Here is an 18238-nt window from a genome sequence, read left to right as displayed (position 1 = left end):
TGCAACGGGGCAAAGCTAGTAGTGTGAACATAGCCACAGAGGGTTTAGCTAATGTTGATAAAATTTTCTAGCATCGCCATGGTTCTATTAGTCGCACCCTGATGCTGCATGAAAAAAGCATGGGCGTTTTGTCCCATGCTGTTGAGAGTATTGGGTTGATCTAATAATGCCCAAGCTTGTTGAAATAAATCTTCAGAATTTGCTACACGTTGCGCTGCTTTTGCGGCGATGGCCTGTTCGGTAATTTCTGAAAAATTAAAAGTGTATGGACCTGTTAGCACGGGTTTTGCCATGGCACAGGCTTCAATTAAATTGTGACCCCCTAGATTAACCAGGCTACCGCCAACAAAGGCTAGATCACAAGCGGCGTAATACATATACATTTCGCCCATACTATCGCCTAGCACTACATCCACTGAGGCGGATAAGGGATTTTCTTGTATCGTTAAATCCATTCTGGACCGGCGGACAAAACTAAGACCATGCTGCGTCAGCATGGTGCCGACCTGATCAAAACGTTGCGGGTGGCGTGGCGTGATGACGAGTAATGTATTGGATTTGTCGCGTCGTCTATTGGCGACGAAGGCTTTGAGTAAGAGTTCTTCCTCGCCATCACGGGTGCTCGCACAGAGAAAAATTTGGCGGTCGCCTAGCCAATGACGCAATCTCGCACCATTCTCGGCCATATGATCTGGCGGCGTCACATCAAATTTCATATTGCCGGTAACAGATAAATTACTTACTCCCAGCATTTTTAAACGTGCTGCATCTGGCCCTGATTGCGCGGCAACGCAAGTAATAGCTTGTGCCGCTGGCAAAATCAGAGAAGAGAGTTTTAAAGCTTTCTTCAAGGATTTTTCTGAAAGCCGCGCATTGACTAGCGCAACTGGTACGCCCGCTTGCTTGCATTGGGCGACCAGATTCGGCCAGACTTCGGTCTCTATCAATGCGCATAGAGAAGGGGAGTAGTGCTTTAAGAATCGCTGGACGATAAAACTAATGTCATACGGCACAAACACTTGCGTAATCCGGTCGGCAATATCGGCAAACAAAATCGTACCGGTGGCACGACCTGTTGGCGTCATATGACTGAGAATAAGATGATGTTCTGGGTAACGCAGTAGCAAAGCACGCACTAATGGTTCTGCGGCCCGGGTTTCGCCAGCAGATACCGCGTGTACCCAGATTGTTTTTTGATGTCGATAGTTAGAGTAAGACCCGAGACGTTCAGTAATATGCTGGCGATAACCAGGCTCTTGGCGGCCTCTTACCCAGAGTCGTAATAAGACAATCGGAAGAGATAAACAACAGACAAAAGAATATAAAAGACGCATGGCAGCAGGGTATCAGTTTCGGCGAAAATTGACCAACACAATGCCGACTAACACCAGTATTGCCCCCAGCACAAAGCGCGGACTAATCGGGTCATCTAATAACAGCACGCCAGCTACTACGCCAAATAACGGTGTCAAAAATGAGAACACCGACAAACGGGATGTCAGATAGCGGCGCAATAACCAAAACCAGGTTAGATAGCTAGCAAAAGCGATGATAATGGTTTGAAAAAGGAGGTTTAGCCAGATACTGATCCCCCAGTCTTGCGGATAGAATTTTTCCGCTTGAAACTCACCTTTAAGTGCAGAAAACAGTAGCAGTAGGACTGCCGCTCCCAACAACTGATATAACAATGTTGTAGTCGGTTGCGCCTCTGATAGCTTAGAGCGACGGATCGCTACCGTAGTTGCCGCCCACAAGATGCCGCCAGCGATACCGAAAGCATCACCGATCAACATATCGCTTAGTGCATGCGAGTTGGTTTGAAATGCCGCAGAAAACGCAATCGCAACACCCGCAAACGCAAATATAATCCCCAGCCATTGTCTCGTCTGCATACGTTCGGAGGGAATCAGCCAATGCAAACCAATCACAGTAAAAATCGGTGCAGTATATAAAAAAACTGACATATGAGAGGCTGAGGTGTAATTCAAACCTATCGAGATACACATAAACTCAGCGGCAAACAAACTGCCCGCCAGCATCCCCGGTAAAAAACTACCATCGCGTACAGAAAATGGAATTCGCCTTACCAGAATGAGGCAAAGAACCAATACTGCCGCCAGGCCAGAACGCAAGCCTAATTGCATGCTGGGACTGATAATGGGGACAGCGATTTTCACCGCTACTTGCTGTAAGCCCCAGCAAATGCAGAGCAATATCATGGCGACGACGGCAAAGCCATCAAGATTTTTACGGTTGGATGTCATCAGGAGCGAGGAGGAATGTCCTCGTTTGGAATAATAGTGATGCTGGAATATACCTTAAAACTATATCCTGCTTGGGATTCGAGTGGCACTCTTATTGCATAATTGGCCGATGGACGGATCAGCTACGTTTTATCCGGAGAGTAGCTTGTATTGAGATTAACTGTATTTAATATCGATCAACGGTGACATTTTTGTTCATTAAGCCCCATAGCCTGGCAATACTGGTGTGGCGATTCGCTTGAATTAACTGACGTTTTCGCCAGACATCCGGCAGCCCCTTGAATGCATCGAATTTCGCTTTACGGATGACCTTGCCTTTACCGTGCGTTGCAAAATACAGAATGCTGGCCAGATTAAGTAGCAAATGCAGTGGTAGTAAAAGCCAAAACAAGACGCCGGGCATGTTCTTGACAAAGGTCCATACCAGATTGCGATGACCGTGATAAATAGAGAAGTCGCTGCGTTTTCCCGTCAGCGCTGAGCCGACATGGTTCGCAACTGAATCAGGCACGTATAGACATCGATGGCCGAGCAACTGGTAGCGAAAACCAAGATCTACGTCTTCCATATAGCAAAAATAGTCTTCGTCAAATCCTCCGATTTGATCGAATATGTCGCGTCGATATAAGCCTGCGGCGGCACAAGTCGAAAAAATTTCTTTTGGCTCTAACATCGTTGCTTGCAATACTTTGCCATGAGCTTCGCGCCATGCCAGCCCGCTCATATGGTAAGTATCACCAATACCATCAAGTAAAGTCTTCGAATTGGCATCCATCAGACGACTGCCAAATATCGCAAACTGCGGATTACTGATTGCAGCACTGACCAATGCTTGCAACCAGTTTGACTCAGGGAAAGCATCAGGATTAAGCAAAGCAATCCAGGTACTTTCTTTATTGGCTAAGCTGACTGCCAGATTATTTCCCGCTGCAAATCCTAAATTACTACCTGCATCAATCACACGTATCTGCGGGAATCGCGTTGCAGCGGCTTGCCCCGATCCATCTGTGCTGGCGTTATCGATCACGATCACTTCATGTGGCGCGTAAGTCTGCACAAGCAAATCACCGAGGCAGCGAAGCAATAAATCACCACCGTTCCAATTAACGATGATGACAGTGACCTTTGGATTATTGGATATCAGAATATCTTGCATGCGTTGGGGTTCGATGAATCGCCTTGTTGATATTGTCTTAGTCGGTAATGACAGGAGCTAATAGTTTTTGAATCGCTTCTTGTACCTCTATCACGCTAGCTGGTGCACCCTGATCCCCAAGATTAATAATTTTATCTGACCAATTTCCCTCGGTTTTCCAACGAGGAGAATCACAATAAATTTCTATGGTTGGCGTCTCGTAAGCTGCGGCGATGTGAGTTAAGCCAGTATCAACACCGATGGCGATACGTGCAGCCTGTGCCAGGATGATGGCATCTTGCATAGAGAGTTTTGGTAAGGTAATCGCGTCGGGTATGCGCGATGCCATTTGCTCAGCCTCGGCTTTTTCAGCGGCGCTGCCCCAAGGTAGCAGAATTAACATGTCGCTAGATTGTAACTTTGTCGCGAGTTGAACCCAATGATCTTGCGGCCATTTTTTGGACGCTCCAGCGGTACCGTGAAAGAACACCGCATAAGGTTTGGATGGCATCCATGCCGGACGCGGCTGAGATTCTGTATAGAGTTTATTGAGGCCAAAACAGGCAGGCGTATCCACTGTATAGCCACCGGCATAAGCCGCGACTAAACGACCACGTAAGACCGCGTGTGTACGACGGTCGACAGCTACACTGTCTGTATGAAAAATCCTTGAAATACCTTCGTAGCCCGAACCCTCTGTGCCATTGGCTAAGCCTATTTTTTTGCCAGTTGACGTGATACGCGCCATGCCCATGATGATGCCGGTCTTGAGCAAACCTTGCGTGTCGAGCACGAGGTCGTATTCTTGTTCGCGTAGTTGGGTGAAAAAATGCTTAATTTCTTGCCTTGTCTGGCTGGTGAATAAGCTTTTGCGCCAGCGTCGTAATGCGAAGGCGAATATCTGCCGCACGCCGGGATTGAGTTTCACCAGATGTACATAGGCTTCTTCTACCACCCAATCAATTTGCGCATCGGGAAAGTGGCGCAGCAGGTCGTCCACAATCGGCATATTGTGCAGTACATCGCCTAGCGAAGAGACGCGGATGAGGAGGATTTTCACTAAACGAATTTACTTACTTAATAGATGACAGATGATAGATGACTAGGCTGAGTTGATATGACTTAGTGTGAATTTGAGTGAGATTCGGTGAGCTAGGTTTGATGGAAATTTACACCACTACATCGCATCGATTTTCTGCTTGAAGTTCGCTGACTGTTCGCTTGTAATTCGCTTTTTATTCACATACTCCCCCTATTTTTTATAAAAAACCCTTTATTGTCCAGGTATTATCTGGACAATAAAATATACAGGTTGGAGTATATCTTTTGGCTATTGCAAATCTCTGTTGTAGTTACTTTAAATTACGCTGGATTTTTAGGATCTACGCAAAACTTATGTAAATCCTATTTACACCCAAAATTTTTATTTAATACGGTAATTGCGCATCAGGTTTTACTGCCAGTACTGCTTGTTTCAGCGCGGTTTGAATACGTGCCAAAGCTGCCGGATTCTCTGCCTCAAACCGCATCACGATGACGGGTGTTGTGTTGGACGAGCGGGCCAGACCAAAACCATCTGGGTACTCTACGCGCAAGCCGTCAATCGTAATAATTTCATCCGCACCCGGGAAATCGGCATTCTTTTGCATTTGCGCGATGATGGCAAAGTTCTCACCTTCTTCGAGTTGTAATTGCAATTCTGGCGTGCTGTCCGATTGTGGCAAACTATTTAATGTTGCAGTCATATCGCTGACTTTGCTAAGAATTTCCAACAAACGCGCACCAGCGTACATGCCGTCATCAAAACCATACCAGCGGTCTTTAAAGAAAACGTGGCCACTCATTTCGCCGCCGAGTGGTGATCCGGTTTCGCGTAGTTTTGCTTTGACCAATGAATGACCGGTTTTCCACATTAGCGGTACACCACCACGGGCTTTGACCCAGGCGGAAATATGCCTGGTACATTTAACGTCATACAAAATTTGTGCACCGGGATTGCGGGTCAATACGTCTTCTGCGAACAGCATTAACTGACGATCAGGGTAAATAATTTGTCCGTCTTTGGTGATGACGCCAAGACGATCGCCGTCGCCGTCATATGCCAGACCGATTTCCGCATCGCCGCTTTGCAAAGCGCGTATTAAATCTTGCAGATTCTCCGGGTGCGCCGGATCAGGGTGATGATTAGGGAAGTTACCATCAACTTCGCAAAATAATTCAGTGACTTCACATCCCATGCCACGATACAGATCACCTGCAAAAGCACCGGCCACGCCGTTACCGCAATCAATCACGATCTTGATCGGACGCGCTAGTTTGACATCGCTGATGATGCGTTCTAAGTAAGCCGCTTTAATGTCATGTGTTTTATAACTGCCGCTACCTTGCCTGAAATCTTTATTGACAATCGCTTGATACAGTGACTGGATTGCATCGCCATAAATCGCTTCGCCTGCCAGCACCATTTTGAAGCCATTGTAGTCAGGTGGATTGTGGCTGCCGGTGACCATAATGCCGGATGCTGCACCCAAGGTGTTTGTGCCGAAATACACCATCGGTGTGGCGACGATGCCGAGGTCAATCACGTTGACACCGGTAGCTTGCAGGCCGCTGGCAAGTGCTTTAATTAAATCAGGTCCGGACAAACGGCCATCACGACCAATCACAACGGTTTGTTCACCTTTGGCAAGCGCCGCGCTGCCGAAGGCCTGGCCAATTAAGTAAGCGACATCGGCATCCAAGGTTTTATCAATAATGCCGCGAATGTCGTAGGCTTTAAAAATGCTGGGGGAGAGTAGGGACATGTGGCTTCCTATTTATTGAGTCAATTAATTAATTAATGATATCTGTTACGTTAGTGATATTAGCTGTGGTAGCAACTTCAGTCGCTGAATTATTGGATTTGCTGGCTTGCTGTGCTTGCCATAGAAAATCTTCAATACCGCATTGTGGCTCGTATTCTGCCACTGTTTTTAGCAAGATAGTACGTACTTTTTGATAATCAAATGCGTTACATGCTGTATCTAATTCTTGCAATAAAACTTGCAGTTCTGCCCACGGGATTTCTTTTTCTTGTGCCCGCATAATTAACGGGTGGCTGGTACCTTCTACATTGTCTCCGATGAGTAATTCTTCATATAATTTTTCGCCGGGACGTAAGCCCACGTGATGGATTTCTATGGTGCCTTCTGGTGTCGCGTCACTTTTTATTTCTAAGCCGCTTAAATGCACCATGCGTCGTGCCAGATCGATGATACGGACTGGCTCGCCCATGTCCAGCACGAAGACATCTCCGCCGCCATCTGCTGTCATCGCACCTGCCTGTAATACCAATTGCGCTGCTTCTGGGATCGTCATGAAGTAGCGGGTGATCTCTGGATGTGTCAGCGTGATCGGCCCGCCTTGCATGATTTGTCGGCGAAACAGCGGAACTACCGAGCCGGAAGAGCCGAGTACATTGCCAAAGCGCACCATACAAAAACGAGTGTGATTTTGTTCCCGGGCAAAGGCTTGCAAGATTAATTCTGCTAGGCGTTTAGTCGCACCCATGACGTTGGTCGGGCGTACTGCTTTGTCCGTAGAGATCAGCACAAAATTACTGACTTTGGCCTTGATTGCAGCGCTTGCCAGAGTTAACGATCCGAACACATTGTTACGAATGCCTTCAATAGGATTATGCTCAACTAAGGGTACATGTTTGTAAGCTGCTGCATGATAGACCGTATCTATCTGGTAGGTATGAAAAATTCTGTCCAGTTTGGCACTATCGTTGACTGAGCCTAAAAAGGGCAGTATCTCGCATTGCAGAGCCATTTCTGTGCGTAAATTACTGAGCTCTTGCTCTATCGCGTAGAGTGCGTATTCCGACATCTCTAGCAGGATGAGTTGTGCTGGTTTCTGATTTAAAATCTGGCGACATAATTCTGAACCAATGGAGCCGCCGGCACCGCTGACTAGGACATTTTTATTCGTGATGCAGGTTGCCAGTAAACTTGGATTGGGCTCTACCGCATCACGACCAAGTAAATCTTCAATCCCGACTTCTCTCACATCTTGTACCCGTAGTTCGCCATTAACCAAACTTTTTATTGAGGGCGTGACTTTAATTTTGAGTTTGTATTGTTCTAGATCATCGAGAATTTGCTTTTGTCTGGTTTTAGAAATGGAGGGCATCGCCAATAAAATTTCTTTGATCTGGTGTTGCGGAATTAGTTTGTGTAATTCACTTGAACTACTTACTTTAATGCCTGCAATCAAAGACGCTTTTTTACTCGGATTATCATCAATAAAAGCGACACAGATATATTCATCACCAGACCGTAATGCGGTCGCTAATTGCACACCTGCTTTGCCAGCACCATAGATTGCGACATTGATCGCATTCTCATTGCGATTCACACCCAATAAATACGAGCGAGCCAATAAGCGGCTAGCACCGACGTACAAAATCGCCCCAGCCCAATAAATCCCAAATACCGCACGTGATAAAGCCATGATATGCGTCATCACACTAATAAATGCCAGAAATAAAACTGACATCGTCACACCAAGCACGACGATATAAATAATTTTTTGATCCAGATAACGGATCACTGCGCGGTATAAGCCAATACGAATAAAAATCGGGATAGAGATGAGTGGAACCGCAATGATGAGTATGGCGTAATGGGAGAGTACGTCAAAAGTCAATCCGTCATAACGGAGCCAAATCGCCATCACAAACGTCAGCGGTAAACAGAGTGCATCTGCCAGCGCGGCAATGGCTTGTTTTTTTAAGCGGGGAAGCGCGAGAAGAGATTGCATGTGGGGTTCTTTTATTTTTCTTTTTTTAATTGGTTTAATGTGTCACACCGTCACGTTTGATGACTTTAAAAAAAGTCAAAAACAGAATCCGCATATCTAGGATAAATGACTGGTGCCGCAGATAGTACACATCCAATTCTACTTTGTCAGGTATTGGTAATTCATCACGCCCATTGATTTGCGCCCAGCCGGTAAGCCCCGGCAGGATAGTGTCTACTTGCTTTGCCGAGCGTAAGGCGATTAAATCATCTTGATTATAAAGTGCGGGACGAGGACCAACAAAGCTCATATCGCCTTTGAGTATGCTCCATAATTGTGGCAATTCATCCAGACTCGATTTTCTGAGAAAAGAGCCAATCGGTGTCAAATACTGATCGGGGTTGCCAAGCAAATGGGTTGCTACAGCAGGAGTGTCAATGCGCATACTGCGAAATTTAGGCATTTTAAAAATTTTATTGTACCGACCGACTCTGTCAGACCAATACACGATAGGTCCGGGTGAAGTCAGTCTTACGCAGACGGCGACGATTGCCACCGGAAGCAGCAATATGCATGCCGCAACGAGAGCGAGACTGAGATCAAATACACGTTTCAAAGTTTATCCTTTTGATTTACCATTTTTAATGGCATCCGCCGTTGCTTGCAAGCCCTGTTGCGCGGTGAACGGAGGAGTCCAGCCCAACAAAAGCCGTGCTTTCGAAATATCAACTTGAAGAGACTGGCACAAGCGTTCTGCGACTGATTTTTTACCCGCTAAACTAGCAGCATAGAGTAGCAACTTAGGCGGAAAAGGCCAAAGTCTGGACTGTACGTGCAATACTTTTGCACAGCATTGTAATAGCTGCGCAGTCGATAAATCCTGTCCATCGGAGACTAAAAATACTTGTTGCTCTGCTTTCGGGTGATCAATACACGCCAGAATCAGACTGACCAGATTATCTAAGTACACAAAGCTGCGTCGGTTGTCTATGCTGGCGAGCGGTAGTGGAACACCTTTCTGTACCCAATTCAGCATACTGAGGAAATTAGCTTTGACCCCGGCGCCATATACTAGTGGCGGACGTATGATGGTAATTGCCATTCCAGTTTCACGTCCCAAAGCCAGCAGGGCAAGCTCTGCTTCGTATTTCGAAATACCATAAGCATCTTCTGGTTGGGGTTTGCTATCCTCGGTGAAAGCTTGGTCATTGGTGGTATGTTCGCCATTAACTTTGACTGAACTGATAAAGATAAACTGTTTTACTCCGGCGTTCGCAGCCTGACGTGCAAGATTGATAGTCGCATCTACATTGACTTGGCGAAACAGCGCCAAGGGATCAGTTGCAGTTTCATTCATCACATGGACTCTCGCGGCACAGTGGATAACATGCGTTAATCCTGATAACAGTTTTGTCCAGTCGGTCTCTGCACTTAAGTCAGGGATGCTTTCATAGCGAGTAAGCGTATTTGCGCTGGTAGTCGCTTGTGCTTGGCGACTAACGCAAATCAGTTCCTCACCTTGTTGTTGTAGTTGATCTGCGAGTCTCCGTCCCACGAAGCCAGTCGCACCAGTGAGCAAAATAGTTCTTCTCATATTGCTTATTTCGCCAAGGGTAAGCTGGCTACCGGTTTTTGTCGGGAATAGACAAAGTAGCGTCGAGATAAAAATTTCAAGAAGCTATAAATAAACCAATAGGCATGCTTAGAAATAAGCTGGCGATTTTTATGTGCTGCCAGATGAATCGCCTTAAATTGAGGGTAGTACAAGACGCCTTTACCTACTATTTTTTGAGACCGGTAGCAAATATCAACGTCTTCAAAATACATAAAGTAGGCTTGATTAAAACCATCTAATTGATTGTAATGCGCTGCGTCAAAAGCCAGAAACGCTCCTGATGCCCAGTCAACATAAGAAGCTTGCATGATGGAGTTTTTATCGTAATGCTGGGTCAGCGACTTTGCCATCATGATTTTTAGCAAGGACTTGTAAGTCGGAAAGTGGCGGATATTGGCGTCCGTTAGCTTGTGCTCAGCATCTTTGAACAAGTTAATGCTGGCGATTACGCAGTCATCCTTTTTCATTTGTGTTACCAGTGCACGAATTGTTTCCGGCGTAGTACTTAGATCAGGATTCATCACAATAAAGTAGTCGCCGGGTTGAATGCCGAACTCTGCACTTACCTTTTTAAATAAGAAGTTATTATTTTCGCCAAAACCCAAGTTCGGTTTTGAGTCTGTATAACTAATCCCATAATGTGAACAATAAATTTGTAGTTCTGCGCTGGGTCGGTTGTCTTTGATCCAAACTTTAATGCCATCGTCGCTGTGCGCGCTATGCAGTAAACCGCCTAGCTGACTGGCGATCAGTAATTTTTCGTGTCCGTGGCTGATGATGGCGACATGGATCATATGCTCTTGCATCCTTTGTAGAGTATTTTTGATCCGGTGATACAAATCAAAACTTAATTGCGATGGTTATTTGTAATAATAGGACTTATGTAACACTTCTCATAGCCGGAACTGTATGACCCGATAGTTGTAATTTGCGGTAGCCAAACAAGCCGAGGCCTGAACCATTAATAGTGGCGCTTTGGACCGCAGATCTATCTGGTCGCGCAACGGAGTTACGCTACACTTGCTGGAAATGAATGGGACAGCGATCAGGCGAGTTATCAGACTAATTATTGAACCCAATATTAGACCGAGTGTTGTATTGCATGTGCTTAACTTAGATTTACTCAAATCTTATGAAAAATTGGTCTAACAGCGTTGCATCTCTTTGTCGTACGTTGTAATGTCTTTCTCAATTGCATTTTTGTAACAATTCGCGCAAGTCGAACTAAAAAATCATCCCCCTTACAGTTCAAAATAAATGACCGGCATTACAAAAAACATATTTTATTTAATCTTGGTCCAGGCGGTGATTTATCTTGCTCCACTCATCACACTACCTTATTTAACTAGAACCTTAAACGTTAGCAATTATGCGGCGCTTGGTTTTACTCAATCGATAATCCAATATTTTATTCTCATCACAGATTATGGCTTTGGGATTACTGCAACTAGATTAATCGCTATTAATAATAGTAATAATAAAAATATATCCTCAGTCGTTGCAAACACCATTGCGATCAAACTATTACTCGCAGGTGCCTCGGCGATATTTTTGCTAGTTCTGATTACTTGTTTTTATGATATTCGCGAGAATACTGCGCTTATATTTGCTTGCTTCCTCGGCGTGATAGGGAATGCACTTTTTCCAACCTGGTTGTTTCAAGGTTTAGAAAAAATGCGGGTTCTGGCGCTAATTACAGGCGCATCCCGTATCATTCCCTTGCCACTATTTTTTATTTTTGTAAAAAATACTGATGATGTCGTCATTGCCGCTATTTTACAAAACATTCCTGGTGTAATTGCTGCGATATTTTCTTTTTACTATATTTACTCTAAGAATATTTTTATAGAAACTAAGGTCAGTCTCAGTAGCATTAAAACCCTGCTAAAAGAGGGATGGCCAGTATTTTTGTCGAATATATCTACGAGTTTTTATACAACAATTAATATTGTTTTATTGAAGATTTTTGCTGGTACTGATCAGGTTGCTTATTTTGCAGCAACAGATAAAATTCGTATCGCTGCACAAGGGTTTATACAACCGATTGCATCCGCTTTATTCCCAAGGATTGCCGCTTTAAGCCAGGACCCACGTAAAGCAGAAGAGTCAAAGGCGTTGATTAAGAGGGGAGCAATTTTACTCGTCGGCCTGGAGTTTTTTTGTGGCTTCGTGATGTACTTTTTTGCAGAAACGATTGCAGAGCGCTATTTAGGTAAAGCCTTTTTACCTGCGGCCTTCTACCTTAAATCACTTGCGTTTTTACCTGTGATTATTGCGATCGCGACTATCTTGTCTCAATGGCGGTTTTTAGCTTTAGGCGAAAGCAAAATTCTCAGCAAAATATACTTAATTGCGGGACCATTACATGCTTTGTACGCGACCTTTCTGACCTATCAGTACCAATCAAATGGCTTAATTGCAAGTCTCTATATTACTGAAATTTCTATTACGGTCGCTATGGTAGCGGTTGCGAGAAAGAAGAATATTTCGCTGCTGTAGGTCATCTTTTCTACCAAAATCCACACCATTTTATAGTTTTTGAAATATGCCGAAAATTGATATTGCGCTTGCTTCTTATAACGGAGAAAAATACATTTCCGATCAAATCGCTTCGATTTTGGCTAATGAGATTATGCTCAAGGATTTTTCATTGGGCGACATTATAATCTCTGACAATATGTCAACTGATGGCACAGCGGCCATCGTGTCTGAGATCGCCAGACAACATCCCAATGTACGATTGCTGATAAACGAAGAGCGCGGTGTCATTAGTAATTTCAACCATGCAATCAAGAACTCGACCGCAGATTACATCATGCTGTCAGATCAAGACGATATTTGGTTTAACAACAAAATACACAAAACAATTAAAAAATTACTTGAGGTCGAGGGCGATGGAGATCGATCAAGTTCTGCTTTAGTATTCACCGATCTGACTGTCACCGATAGTAAGTTAAACACGATCAGTGCATCTTTTTTTCAATCTCAAAAAATCAAGCCAGATGGCTACAAAGCGGCCAAGAATATATTTTTCTCGAATGTTGCTCCAGGATGCACGATGGCGTTTAACCGACAGCTTGTAGAGTTGGCGCTGCCTGTGCCTGAGCAGGCAGTAATGCATGATTGGTGGTTGATTTTGGTAGCGAGCACTTTTGGCAAAGTGGCGCATATCAGCGATCCGACGATCTTCTATCGCCAACACGAAAACAATCAAGTTGGAGCGAAAAAGAGACGATATCGAGATTTACTATTTTCTCCAAGGGTAAAGTATGCCCTTGCCAAAAACAGTCTTAACAACGCAGCGAAGCAAGCCGCAAGTTTCAAATACCGATTTGGCTCAATACCAAAACACAGTGTCGAGGCGATTGATTTTTTGGTTGAGTTTGGTGCTATGTCAAAGCTAAAACGATTAGCTGGGCTTAAAACAAAAAAAATTGAAAACCGAACTTTTTTCGGCACTGTCATTTTGTATTTATTAGCACTGACAATGCCGACTATAAAGCAAACTAAGTAACTATTCAGAACGTCAAATTCTGCGGGCCTAATTGTTAACAGGCTCTAGGCAAGCCGCCAGTGCATCTTGCCAAGCTGGAGGCTGTATGCCCAATTTATCCCTTAATTTATCACTTGATAAAATAGAATTAACCGGGCGTTTGGCTGGTGTTGGATAGTCTGTTGAAGGTATGCCCAATACAACCGGAGCATTTTTTTTCAGCAATCTCTTAGCATCTGCTTGTCGCATGATCTCTTGAGCGAAACCACACCAGTTTGTAGTGCCACCTGAAGTAAAATTATATGTTCCTCCATACTCCTTCCACCAATCCTGAGACATGCTGGCAGTTTGCCATTGACTGACAATGTCCGTAGTCGCTTGAGCAATCCAGCCAGCCCAAGTCGGCGCACCCCATTGATCGTTGACGATTTTTAATTCTTCGCGTTCATTTGCTAAACGCAACATCGTCAGTAAGAAATTTTTACCGAACGTGGAGTAGACCCAGCTGGTACGCAAAATCAAATGGTTACAATTGCTGGCAATGATTGCTTGTTCGCCAGCAAGTTTGGTCTTTCCATAAACATTGATTGGCGCTGTCTGATCTTCCTCTGCGTAGGCAATTAAACTACCGTCTTCCGAGTGCTTGCTCCCGTCAAACACATAATCAGTTGAGTAGTGAATTAAAGCTGCGCCTAATTTTTTGACTTCCTCTGCCATGATGCCTGGAATGTCACTGTTAATAGTTTGCGCCAGATCAGCTTCAGTTTCTGCCTTATCCACCGCTGTATAGGCAGCAGGATTAATGATTAAATCAGGTTTGATATCTTGTATCAGCTGACGAACTTGATCTGGATTACTTAAATCCATTTGAGCCCGTTGCGGCGCAATGATTTCACTGTGATCTAAGCGCTGTAAGGTACTTAGTAAAGCGTTTCCAACCTGGCCAGTGCTACCTGTCAGTAAAATTCTCATGCAAATACCTCTGCATCTACGAGCAGCTTACCTATTTGATCTTTGGCAGACATCACTGGTTCGTCCTTTAATGGCCATTGAATGCCAATCGCAGGATCATTCCATTGCAAACAGCGTTCATGCTCTGGCGCCCAATAATCGGTTGTTTTGTAGAGGAACTCTGCTTTATCGCTGGTAACGACAAAACCATGAGCAAAGCCTGGTGGTATCCATAACTGACGCTGATTCGCGGCTGATAAAGTCACGCCAGTCCATTGCCCAAAGCGTGGTGAGCTTTTACGTAAATCAACAGCAACATCAAATACTTCACCAGAGATCACCCTTACTAATTTACCTTGAGCTTGCTGGATCTGATAATGCATGCCGCGCAATACGTTTTTTGCCGACATAGAGTGATTGTCTTGTACGAAATTTGTTTCTACACCAGTGAGTTCTGCAAATTTTTTGGCGTTAAAGCTCTCGTAAAAGAAACCACGGTCATCGCCAAATACACGCGGCTCAATGATCATTACTTCAGGCAAATTAGTTGGGGTGACTTTCATAATCTCTTCTTAATTTTTTTGGGGTTTAGTACGCTTTATTATTGAGCAATTGCAAAAGGTAGCGGCCATATTCATTCTTTTTGAGTGGCTGCGCTAACTTCTCTAATTGAGCATCGTCAATATATCCGCGACGGTAAGCAATTTCTTCCGGACAGGCGACTTTCAGGCCCTGACGTTTTTCTATGGTGGCGATAAATTGACCTGCCTCTAAAAGAGACTCATGTGTGCCGGTATCTAGCCATGCCATGCCGCGTCCCATTAACTCCACTTTAAGCTGCGCTTGCTTTAAGTAAACATTATTGACATCGGTGATTTCTAGTTCGCCCCGGTGCGACGGTTGTATATTGGCTGCGATGTCCACGACTTGATTGTCATAAAAATATAGCCCGGTGACAGCATAGTTAGACTTCGGTTTAAGCGGTTTTTCTTCTATGCTGATGGCTTGCCGGTGCTGATCAAAATCGACTACACCATAGCGTTCAGGGTCATGTACGTGGTAGGCAAATACGGTCGCACCATGTTGATTGCTATCGGCTTGTTTTAGTTGAGTTTCAAAATCATGACCATAATAAATATTGTCACCAAGGATAAGGGCAGAGGGGGAGTTACCGACAAATTCTTTACCAATAATAAATGCTTGCGCTAATCCGTCAGGACTAGGTTGGATAGCATATTGCAGGCTGATACCCCATTGCGATCCGTCTCCCAATAACTCCTGGAAGCGCGGCGTATCCTGAGGTGTAGAGATAATCAAGATATCACTGATGCCCGCGAGCATGAGCGTGGTCAGCGGGTAGTAGATCATCGGTTTGTCGTACACCGGCAATAATTGCTTGGAGACCGCCTGGGTTACCGGGTAAAGTCTGGTTCCAGAACCGCCCGCCAAAATGATGCCTTTACGTTTGCTCAAACTTAGATTCACGCGACCACCTCTGCACCATTTTTGTATTGCAAATCAACCCATTTTAAATACTCACCTGACTGTACTTGGTTGACCCACTCGTCATTGGCTAAATACCATTCCACGGTTTTACGTAAACCTGTTTCAAAGGTTTCTGCTGGCTTCCAGCCTAGCTCTTTTTCTATCTTGCGGGCATCGATCGCGTAACGACGATCATGGCCAGGTCTATCTTTGACGTGTTTGATCTGATCGCGATAACTACCAGTGGCTTTTGGTTGCAGTTGATCCAGCAAATCGCACAAAGTGTGAACGACGCTTAAATTGCTTTGCTCGTTCCAGCCACCGACGTTATAGGTTTCTCCAAGTCGTCCATCGGCCAATACGCGACGGATAGCAGCGCAATGGTCTGTAACATAAAGCCAGTCACGTACTTGCTGACCGTCACCATACACAGGCAGGTATTTACCAGCACGGGCATTGGTAATAATTAACGGGATTAGCTTCTCTGGGAAGTGATAAGCACCATAGTTGTTGGAGCAATTGGTAGTTAGCGTAGGCAAACCGTAAGTGTGATGATAAGCACGTACTAAATGATCTGATGCTGCTTTAGATGCCGAGTAAGGGCTATTAGGAGCGTAAGCCGTAGTCTCAGAAAACGGCGGATCTTCTGCGCTTAAAGTGCCATAGACTTCATCGGTCGATACATGCAAAAAGCGGAAAGTAGCTTTTTCAGGCTCGGCTAAATTTTGCCAATAGGCGCGAGTAGCCTCTAACAGACTGAAGGTACCGTTAATATTCGTCGTGACGAAGGCGGCAGGTCCGAGAATAGAGCGATCGACATGACTTTCTGCGGCAAAATGCAAAATAGCTCTTGGCTGATACTTGTCTAACAGTGCCGATAATGTGGCGCCGTCATTGATATCACCTTGTACAAACACGTGACGAGCATCTTGCTGCAAGTCCTTGAGATTGTTGAGATTGCCTGCGTAAGTCAGCTTGTCGTAATTGATTACTGGCTCATCATGTTGCTTTAGCCAATCGAGTACAAAATTGGCACCAATAAATCCCGCCCCACCAGTTACTAAAATCATGCTTATGTCCTTTTCCTAAAAGCGTGATTTTACGCGACTCGCTTTACATTTCGTAGCGTTAAGCGATATCTAGGCGCTACTTTAATAAAATTATTATCAATTAGATACTTCCGTCGCCAATTACAGAAGATGGCTCTCCGTGATGGATTTGGTGTGAGTGATTACACGATTCGCTCTCACCTGTCTGAAATTATTGGCAGGTAAGACTATTGAACGGAACGGGAGTTGATATTGCGAATGTTTAGCAACATCTTAAATATACTGATGGTAAGTATATTTAAGATGTCCATACATTTACTATGGCGCAGGAGCATTTTTGTATAAATTATAGGGAGTATGTAATTTATAGAAATTTATTAATGCCAAACGCACTCAGATTCATGTGGAAAAGCTTATCTGCGTCCCCACATCTAATTTGTACGTTTACAAAATTGAATCAAATTACGTTAGCTTGTGAAGTACAAATCCAAGCGACTATCACTAATGCGTAAGCAAAAACGATAATGGAAGCGATGGAGAGTTTCATGACAATTTCCTCCAGATATAAAAAATACGATACCGAGATGACATCGTAGAAAGTAATATTTTTTGCAATTATCTCCTGCATTCATAGTAGGAGATTTTGCTGATTTTTTCAGCAACGAATTGTGTAGAAATTGTAACGAAATATATTTTAAAGCTTAGCTTTTTAGCACTATAAGTTGATAGTGACCGGGTTTTGCTTAAAAAGTTCGCTAATACCCCTTGAAATGACATGGATACCCCCCAAATCAATTGTCTATGTGTAATTGATTTGGAGATCAGCAATGCAAGAGCAAGAAAAACCGTCAGAAGTGACCGATCCTGAAGAATCCGTTGTGTCAGAAATTCCTCAAGACGCAGCTGCAGCACAAGAGCCAGTAGTTGATACTTTGGCTCAACTAGAAGCAAAAGTATCCGAGTTGCAAGATGCGTTTATGCGCGCAAAAGCAGAAGGCGAAAATATTCGTCGTCGTGCCCAAGAGGATATTGCTAAGGCACATAAATTTGCGATTGAGAGCTTTGCTGAGGCAATGGTGCCAGTCAAAGATAGTTTAGAAATGGCGCTCAAAATTGAAACTCCCTCGATTGATTCATTAAAAGAGGGCGTAGAAATGACTTTGAAGCAATTAAGCTCCGCGTTTGAGAAAAACCGCCTGCTTGAGATTAGCCCTGTAACTGGTGACAAGTTAGACCCAAACAAGCATCAAGCAATCTCTATGGTTCCAGCTGAGCAAGACGCTAACACCGTCGTTACTGTATTGCAAAAAGGCTATACCATCGCAGATCGGTTATTGCGCCCAGCTCTGGTGACGGTCGCACAAGCTAAATAAGAAAAATAAGTAAAAACCCCTAAAAAATGCTTGAAATTAGGGTTTTTTGCCCGATATCCAAACCAATAGAGCAAAAATGCCGATGTAAAAC

Annotated in this window: 16 protein-coding genes; 3 read left to right on the top strand and 13 right to left on the bottom strand. The window is 44.4% G+C overall.

Annotated features, from left to right (window positions below; genetic code table 11):
* Positions 1–44 precede the first annotated feature (44 nt).
* The 9 genes from waaA to AAKU64_RS13710 form a co-directional block, all read right to left on the bottom strand.
* Positions 45–1334: a lipid IV(A) 3-deoxy-D-manno-octulosonic acid transferase gene (waaA, locus tag AAKU64_RS13750; protein WP_354362271.1), complete on the bottom strand. Its 1290-nt coding sequence runs from the start codon at positions 1332–1334 to the stop codon at positions 45–47.
* A 12-nt stretch (positions 1335–1346) separates the two neighbouring features.
* Positions 1347–2264, bottom strand: coding sequence for a DMT family transporter (locus AAKU64_RS13745; protein ID WP_354362270.1), 918 nt, complete (start codon positions 2262–2264; stop codon positions 1347–1349).
* A 166-nt stretch (positions 2265–2430) separates the two neighbouring features.
* Entirely contained in the window at positions 2431–3420 is a 990-nt protein-coding gene (locus AAKU64_RS13740; RefSeq protein WP_354362269.1) for a glycosyltransferase family 2 protein, read from the bottom strand.
* A gap of 37 nt (positions 3421–3457) precedes the next feature.
* On the bottom strand, positions 3458–4459 hold the full coding sequence (gene waaC, locus AAKU64_RS13735; RefSeq protein WP_354362268.1) for a lipopolysaccharide heptosyltransferase I: 1002 nt from the start codon (positions 4457–4459) through the stop codon (positions 3458–3460).
* Positions 4460–4826: 367 nt separating this feature from the next.
* Positions 4827–6203 carry a phosphomannomutase/phosphoglucomutase gene (locus AAKU64_RS13730; RefSeq protein WP_354362267.1) on the bottom strand — a complete coding sequence of 459 codons (1377 nt, stop codon included), beginning with the start codon at positions 6201–6203 and terminating at the stop codon, positions 4827–4829.
* 28 nt (positions 6204–6231) lie between these two features.
* Entirely contained in the window at positions 6232–8202 is a 1971-nt protein-coding gene (locus AAKU64_RS13725; RefSeq protein ID WP_354362266.1) for a polysaccharide biosynthesis protein, read from the bottom strand.
* 34 nt (positions 8203–8236) lie between these two features.
* Entirely contained in the window at positions 8237–8797 is a 561-nt protein-coding gene (locus tag AAKU64_RS13720) for a sugar transferase (protein WP_354362265.1), read from the bottom strand.
* A gap of 3 nt (positions 8798–8800) precedes the next feature.
* Positions 8801–9775: a UDP-glucose 4-epimerase family protein gene (locus AAKU64_RS13715; protein WP_354362264.1), complete on the bottom strand. Its 975-nt coding sequence runs from the start codon at positions 9773–9775 to the stop codon at positions 8801–8803.
* 5 nt (positions 9776–9780) lie between these two features.
* The gene (locus tag AAKU64_RS13710) at positions 9781–10602 is read right to left on the bottom strand and encodes a glycosyltransferase (RefSeq protein ID WP_354362263.1); all 822 of its coding nucleotides are present in this window, start codon (positions 10600–10602) and stop codon (positions 9781–9783) included.
* 451 nt (positions 10603–11053) lie between these two features.
* Between AAKU64_RS13710 and AAKU64_RS13705 the strand changes: the two genes are divergently transcribed.
* Together AAKU64_RS13705 and AAKU64_RS13700 are read left to right on the top strand one after the other, a co-directional pair.
* Positions 11054–12295: a flippase gene (locus AAKU64_RS13705; RefSeq protein WP_354362262.1), complete on the top strand. Its 1242-nt coding sequence runs from the start codon at positions 11054–11056 to the stop codon at positions 12293–12295.
* Positions 12296–12341: 46 nt separating this feature from the next.
* On the top strand, positions 12342–13310 hold the full coding sequence (locus tag AAKU64_RS13700) for a glycosyltransferase family 2 protein (protein ID WP_354362261.1): 969 nt from the start codon (positions 12342–12344) through the stop codon (positions 13308–13310).
* Between the two features lie 27 nt (positions 13311–13337).
* Here AAKU64_RS13700 and rfbD read toward each other — a convergent pair whose 3' ends face one another.
* From rfbD to rfbB, 4 genes are read right to left on the bottom strand one after another with little or no spacing between them, the layout of a single operon-like run.
* On the bottom strand, positions 13338–14261 hold the full coding sequence (rfbD, locus tag AAKU64_RS13695; protein WP_354362260.1) for a dTDP-4-dehydrorhamnose reductase: 924 nt from the start codon (positions 14259–14261) through the stop codon (positions 13338–13340).
* Positions 14258–14803: a dTDP-4-dehydrorhamnose 3,5-epimerase gene (rfbC, locus tag AAKU64_RS13690; protein WP_354362259.1), complete on the bottom strand. Its 546-nt coding sequence runs from the start codon at positions 14801–14803 to the stop codon at positions 14258–14260. The genes rfbD and rfbC overlap by 4 nt, the downstream gene beginning before the upstream one ends.
* 25 nt (positions 14804–14828) lie before the next feature.
* Entirely contained in the window at positions 14829–15725 is an 897-nt protein-coding gene (rfbA, locus tag AAKU64_RS13685) for a glucose-1-phosphate thymidylyltransferase RfbA (protein ID WP_354362258.1), read from the bottom strand.
* A complete protein-coding gene (gene rfbB, locus AAKU64_RS13680; protein WP_354362257.1) occupies positions 15722–16795 on the bottom strand; it encodes a dTDP-glucose 4,6-dehydratase in 1074 nt (357 codons plus the stop codon). Before rfbB ends, rfbA begins: the two co-directional genes overlap by 4 nt.
* An 806-nt stretch (positions 16796–17601) precedes the next feature.
* Here rfbB and grpE point away from each other — a divergent pair.
* Entirely contained in the window at positions 17602–18147 is a 546-nt protein-coding gene (grpE, locus tag AAKU64_RS13675; protein WP_354362256.1) for a nucleotide exchange factor GrpE, read from the top strand.
* Positions 18148–18238 lie beyond the last annotated feature (91 nt).

Origin of the sequence: Undibacterium sp. GrIS 1.8 (assembly GCF_040544445.1) — a bacterium.
Lineage (GTDB): Bacteria > Pseudomonadota > Gammaproteobacteria > Burkholderiales > Burkholderiaceae_D > Undibacterium.
The sequence above is the reverse complement of the archived record's forward strand: the minus strand, read 5'-3'. Positions and strand labels throughout refer to the sequence as shown.

Bases quoted from the DNA above. Each gene is read 5' to 3' on its own strand.
- rfbB (WP_354362257.1), bottom strand. From the start codon at position 16,795: ATGATTTTAGTAACTGGTGGGGCGGGATTTATTGGTGCCAATTTTGTA.
- AAKU64_RS13705 (WP_354362262.1), top strand. From the start codon at position 11,054: ATGACCGGCATTACAAAAAACATATTTTATTTAATCTTGGTCCAGGCG.
- AAKU64_RS13730 (WP_354362267.1), bottom strand. From the start codon at position 6,203: ATGTCCCTACTCTCCCCCAGCATTTTTAAAGCCTACGACATTCGCGGC.
- AAKU64_RS13715 (WP_354362264.1), bottom strand. From the start codon at position 9,775: ATGAGAAGAACTATTTTGCTCACTGGTGCGACTGGCTTCGTGGGACGG.
- rfbD (WP_354362260.1), bottom strand. From the start codon at position 14,261: ATGAGAATTTTACTGACAGGTAGCACTGGCCAGGTTGGAAACGCTTTA.
- waaA (WP_354362271.1), bottom strand. From the start codon at position 1,334: ATGCGTCTTTTATATTCTTTTGTCTGTTGTTTATCTCTTCCGATTGTC.
- AAKU64_RS13740 (WP_354362269.1), bottom strand. From the start codon at position 3,420: ATGCAAGATATTCTGATATCCAATAATCCAAAGGTCACTGTCATCATC.
- rfbC (WP_354362259.1), bottom strand. From the start codon at position 14,803: ATGAAAGTCACCCCAACTAATTTGCCTGAAGTAATGATCATTGAGCCG.
- AAKU64_RS13745 (WP_354362270.1), bottom strand. From the start codon at position 2,264: ATGACATCCAACCGTAAAAATCTTGATGGCTTTGCCGTCGTCGCCATG.
- AAKU64_RS13725 (WP_354362266.1), bottom strand. From the start codon at position 8,202: ATGCAATCTCTTCTCGCGCTTCCCCGCTTAAAAAAACAAGCCATTGCC.
- AAKU64_RS13700 (WP_354362261.1), top strand. From the start codon at position 12,342: ATGCCGAAAATTGATATTGCGCTTGCTTCTTATAACGGAGAAAAATAC.
- grpE (WP_354362256.1), top strand. From the start codon at position 17,602: ATGCAAGAGCAAGAAAAACCGTCAGAAGTGACCGATCCTGAAGAATCC.
- AAKU64_RS13710 (WP_354362263.1), bottom strand. From the start codon at position 10,602: ATGCAAGAGCATATGATCCATGTCGCCATCATCAGCCACGGACACGAA.